Source organism: Nocardioides sp. (assembly GCF_041600255.1).
In the GTDB taxonomy this organism is placed as follows: Bacteria; Actinomycetota; Actinomycetes; order Propionibacteriales; family Nocardioidaceae; genus Nocardioides.
In genome coordinates this window covers 1-4,864 of record NZ_JBFIKK010000180.1, presented here as the reverse complement: position 1 = coordinate 4,864, position 4,864 = coordinate 1, and the positions used below count along the sequence as shown (strand labels likewise).

Here is a 4,864-nt window from a genome sequence, read left to right as displayed (position 1 = left end):
GTGGCGGCGGCGCCGTGCAGCCAGGACCCCACCGAGGCGGCGTCGTACGGCGTGAGCCCGGCGGCCAGCAGCGAGCCGATCACCCCGCCCAGCACATCCCCGGCTCCGGCCGTGGCCAGCCAGGGCAGCCCGGTGGTGGTCGCCCGGACCTGACCGTCCGGGGTGGCGACCAGGCTGTGTCTGCCCTTGAGCAGCACCACGGCGTCGTACGTCTCCGCGGCCCGACGGACGTGGGCCAGCGGAGCGGCCTCGATGGCCGCCCGCTCGACCCCGAGCATCCGGGCCAGCTCGCCGGCGTGCGGCGTCAGCACCGCCGGCACGCCCAACCCCGCGGTGACGTGGACCAGGGCGTCCGCGTCGACGACCACGGGTACGCCGTCCTCGAGCGCCGCCGCGAGCTCGTCGCCGGCGCAGTCCCCACCCCCGGAGCCGATCACCCAGGCCTGGACCCGCCCGGCGCCCACCACCTCGGGGTGCGCCTCGCGAACCCGGTCGGCCACAGCCTGCTCGCCCACGAACCGCACCATCCCGCACAGGCCGGCCGACGCACCCGCGACGCTGAGCAGCCCCGCTCCGGGGTAGCGGGCCGAGCCGGCCCGGATCCCCACCACGCCGCGGGTGTACTTGTGGGCGTCCTGGCGGGGCCGGGGCAGCAGCCGCGCCACGTCGGCCGCCTGCAGCGCCTGCACCGCCGCGGCGGGCAGGTCCAGCCCCAGGTCGACCAGGTGGATCGCCCCGCACGCCTCGGCTGCGGGGTCGACCAGGTGGGCCACCTTGTGGGTGCCGAAGGTGACGGTCAGCTCGGCACGCGCGTGCGGGCCGTCCAGTTCACCGGTGTCGACGTCGACCCCGGACGGCACGTCGACCGCGACCAGCGGCACTCCGCGGACGGCCTCCAGTGCGGCACAGGCATCCGGGCGCAGGCCGGGCTGGCCGCCGATGCCCACGATGCCGTCGACGACCACGTCCGCGCGGGCGCCCACCGCAGGGTCGACGTCGCCGACCCGTCCACCCGCCGCGCGCAGGGCGGCCAGGCCCGCCTCGTGGACCGCCGACCCCAGCAGCCAGGCATCGACCCGGCAGCCGCGCCGGGCGAGCAACGCTCCGGCGTACAGGGCGTCTCCGCCGTTGTTGCCCGAGCCGACCAGCAGCACCACCCGACGGCCGTAGGCCGAGCCCAGCAGGTCGAGGACGGCGTACGCCAGTCCGGTGGCGGCCTGCTGCATCAGCGCACCGTCGGGCAGGACCGCGAGCAGCTCCTCCTCGGCTGCTCGCACCTGCGCGACCGTGTGGGCCTGCCTCACGACTCGAGCACCACCATCGCCGAGGCGATCCCCGCGTCGTGGGAGAGCGACAGGTGCACCGTGGCGACCCCCAGGGCGGCCGCCTGGGCCTTCACCGAGCCGCGGATCAGCAGCACCGGGCGACCCGTGGACTCGTTGACCACCTCGGCGTCGTGCCAGGCCATCCCGACTGGGGCCCCCAGCGCCTTGGCCATCGCCTCCTTGGCGGCGAACCGCGCCGCCAGCGAGGCGAGGGCCCGTCCGGCCTCGTCAGGGGTGAACAGTCGCTCGCGCAGGCCCGGGGTGCGCTCCAGCGACTCCCCGAACCGGGCCACGTCCACCACGTCGATCCCGACGCCGACCACGGCCATCGCAGACCTACCGGGCCGGGGTCGGGACGAGGAGCAAGCGCATGGCCGCCACCCTAGCGAGTGGACGCGCCCGGGAGACGACGCCCGCGGACTGCAACAATCACCGGCATGTCTGCCAACGGCGGGGTGACCCCGGGCTCTCCCGAGGACGTCGCCCGTGAGACCTCGCCGTACATCGAGCTGGACCGGTCCGCCTGGGCGGCGCTGGCCGAGGAGACCACCAGCCCGCTGACCCCGAACGAGCTCGAGCGCCTGCAGGGTCTGGGCGAGTCCCTCGACCTGGACGAGGTCCAGGAGGTCTACCTCCCGCTCTCCCGCCTGCTCAGCCTGTACGTCGAGGCGGCGAGCCGGTTGCACCTGCAGCAGGAGAAGTTCCTGCACCGGCGCACTCCCCCGCGCACGCCGTTCGTGATCGGCCTGGCCGGCTCGGTCGCGGTCGGCAAGTCCACCACCGCGCGGGTGCTGCAGGAGATGCTGGCGCACTGGCCCGAGCACCCGAACGTCGCGCTGGTGACCACCGACGGCTTCCTCTACCCCAACGCCGAGCTCGAACGACGCGGCATCCTGCACCGCAAGGGGTTCCCGGAGTCGTACGACCGTCGCGCCCTGCTGCGTTTCGTGGTCGACATCAAGTCCGGCAAGGACGAGGTCGAGGCGCCGACGTACTCCCACCTGGTCTACGACGTGGTGCCCGACGAGAAGGTCGTGATCAAGCGGCCCGACATCGTGATCATCGAGGGTCTCAACGTCCTGCAGCCGGCACGGGTGCGCGAGGACGGGAAGACCGGGCTGACGCTGAGCGACTTCTTCGACTTCAGCGTCTACGTCGACGCCGACACCCGCCACATCCGCGACTGGTACATCGAGCGCTTCTGGCGGCTGCGCGAGACGGCCTTCCTCGACCCGGCGTCGTACTTCCGCAAGTACGCGCACCTGACCGAGGACGAGGCCGAGGCCGAGGCGATCCGGATCTGGGACACCATCAACGGGCCGAACCTGCTGCAGAACGTGCTGCCCACCCGTTCGCGGGCCACCCTCGTGCTGCGCAAGGCTCGCGACCACTCGGTCCGGTACGTGCGGCTGCGCAAGCTCTGATCGCTGGTCCGCACGCGGTCGTCGTGGGTCAGTAGGGACTGGACCGGACCAGACGCAGGGCCCGCTTCATGACGAAGGGCTTGGCCTGCCGGTGCAGCCAGGGCCGACCGAACCAGAGGTAGGCGTCGACGTGTGCCGCGGCCCGCTCGTTGGTGAGGTCCGACAGACCCCAGCGCGGGTGCGCCACCTCCGCCGTCGGGGGGATCCCCAGGGTGACGCAGGTCGTGCTCGCAGACTCGTTCCCGGTCCGGCAGACCTTGGCGTTGTTGGGGTCCGGACCGGTGTAGGTGCCGAACGGGAACGGGTGTCCGTTCGAGGAGGTGTTGACGACGAAGTGCTTGTCCGTGATGCCGCGCCGCTCGAGGGCCTCGACGATCTCCGTGCCGCGCTCGACCTCGAGGTCGGTCGAGGAGTAGTGGGTGCTGTTGAGGGCGAAGCCGCGCGCGTGCTCGACGCCGGCCCGCACGAGCAGCTTGACGGCCGAGCGCACCCCGCCGCCGTTGCCCGGTGCGGGCCAGTCGGCGGCTCCGGCGTCGATGTAGACGCTCGTGTTCGGCAACGCCGAGTAGACCCGGGTCGAGTAGGCGATCAGCCGCGAGGGCGCCGTGGAGCCGCCGGGCGCGCAGAGCGCGAACGGCCCGTCCGGCTGGAGGATCAGCGCGGTGGGGGTGTCCCCGACGGCCCGCGCGAACCGCCTCGTCCACACCCGGTACGACTTCTTCTCGGCCTCGGTGGGCAGGCGTCGACAGGCCTCGTGCTCCCAGGGCACCATCCGGAAGACAGCGAGCTGGACGAGCGCGTCAGGGTTCCCGTCCTGGCTCTTGGCGATGTAGTCCTCGACCTTGGCGGCGATGTCCCGGTCCGGGATCCAGGCGCCGAACCACTTCGCCTTGGGCGCGAGCGCAATGGTGGCCAGCAGTTTCTTCTTCCGGCCGGTGGCCTTCACGTACGGCTCCCAGGCCATCTCGGCCGGGCCCTTGTAGACACCCCACTCGCGGCCGACCAGCCGGTTGCCCGCCGACGTCTCCCGCTCCTCGGCACCCGTCGCTGCAGGGGTTCCGGCGGAGGCCACCGTGGAGGCGGTGCCCAGGGCGGAGCCGCTGGCGATCAGCGACAGCGCCGTGACGGCCACCAGACGCGCGACGATCCGGCGGGGGGTGGTACGGCGCATGCGGAGGGCTCCGGGGGTCGGGGGGTGGACCGGTCCCCTGACTCATCGGTCGCCGCGACCTCGAACTGAACCCCCGGCGCCGGTCAGAGAACCTTCTGGACGTCCACGGCCCGCTCGACCGCGCGGTAGCCCATCCGCGCGTTGACCGCGTTCATCGGTGCGTTCACGCCCGCGTTCGTGGTGGATACGACGCGACACCCAGGGGCGAGCTCGAGGAGCCGGCGGTGGGTGGCGAGCTTGAGACCCAGGCCCAACCGGCGGCCTCGGTGCCCGGGCAGCACCAGTGTCCCGCCGACCTCGGCGCGCGTGGGGTTGCCGAGCTCGAAGCCCAGCTCGGAGAACCCGCAGGCCGTGCCGTCCGGGGCGACCGCCAGCGCGACCAGCCAGCGCCGGCCCACGGCGGTCTGCTGCTCCTCGTGGGCTCGAAGCCTCTCGGGCGTCCACTCGGCTCGCTCGAGGTCCAGTTCGCCGCTCGGCGCCTCGTCGAGGAAGGCCGAGAGCAGGGCGCACACCCCGGCCACGTGCTCGTCCGGCACGTGGTCCACGAACGTGTGCACCACGTGGTCTGCGCGCTTCCGCTCGACCTCGTCCGCCAGCACCGACCAGCCCTGGGGAGCGGTCGTGAGGTCGAGGACCTTCGTCTCCTCCTCGTTGGCGGGCACGAAACCCACCGCCCTGGCGAACTCCAGGCCGGCTCCGGCCTCGTTCACCGGGCCGTGGACCGTGCTTGCCAGCGTCCGCCTGCCGGCCGCCCGAGCCCGGGCCTCCAGCGACTCCGCCAGGGCACGGCCGACACCGCGGCGGCGGTACGCCGGGTCGACGTGCACGCGCACCTCGACCAGGTGGGTGTTGTCGAGGAGGAAGAAGTACCCGACGGCCGCACCGACCACCAGGCCGTCGACGGAGGCGAGCAGCAGCAGCCGGTCCATGTCGTGGCGCGGGCG

Annotated in this window: 5 protein-coding genes; 1 reads left to right on the top strand and 4 read right to left on the bottom strand. The window is 73.1% G+C overall.

Annotation, left to right across the window (positions count from 1 at the left end):
• The coding region (locus tag ABZE72_RS15625; protein ID WP_372729959.1) for an NAD(P)H-hydrate dehydratase at positions 1 to 1,304 on the bottom strand (1,304 nt) is incomplete at its 3' end.
• A complete protein-coding gene (locus ABZE72_RS15620; RefSeq protein ID WP_372729958.1) occupies positions 1,301 to 1,654 on the bottom strand; it encodes a holo-ACP synthase in 354 nt (117 codons plus the stop codon). The genes ABZE72_RS15625 and ABZE72_RS15620, both read right to left, overlap by 4 nt.
• Positions 1,655 to 1,762: 108 nt before the next feature.
• On the opposite strand from ABZE72_RS15620, the gene coaA reads away from it, so the two are divergent.
• Positions 1,763 to 2,749: a type I pantothenate kinase gene (gene coaA / locus ABZE72_RS15615; RefSeq protein WP_372729957.1), complete on the top strand. Its 987-nt coding sequence runs from the start codon at positions 1,763 to 1,765 to the stop codon at positions 2,747 to 2,749.
• Positions 2,750 to 2,777: 28 nt separating this feature from the next.
• On the opposite strand, the gene ABZE72_RS15610 is transcribed toward coaA, so the two are convergent.
• Together ABZE72_RS15610 and ABZE72_RS15605 are read right to left on the bottom strand one after the other, a co-directional pair.
• Complete coding sequence (locus tag ABZE72_RS15610; protein ID WP_372729956.1) at positions 2,778 to 3,920, bottom strand: glycoside hydrolase family 6 protein; 1,143 nt, start codon at positions 3,918 to 3,920, stop codon at positions 2,778 to 2,780.
• Between the two features lie 83 nt (positions 3,921 to 4,003).
• Positions 4,004 to 4,864 (bottom strand): N-acetyltransferase family protein (locus tag ABZE72_RS15605; RefSeq protein ID WP_372729955.1); only part of this gene is annotated, 861 nt, incomplete at its 5' end.

Coding starts and splice junctions, on each gene's coding strand:
- coaA (WP_372729957.1), top strand. CDS start 1,763: ATGTCTGCCAACGGCGGGGTGACCCCGGGCTCTCCCGAGGACGTCGCC.
- ABZE72_RS15610 (WP_372729956.1), bottom strand. CDS start 3,920: ATGCGCCGTACCACCCCCCGCCGGATCGTCGCGCGTCTGGTGGCCGTC.
- ABZE72_RS15620 (WP_372729958.1), bottom strand. CDS start 1,654: ATGGCCGTGGTCGGCGTCGGGATCGACGTGGTGGACGTGGCCCGGTTC.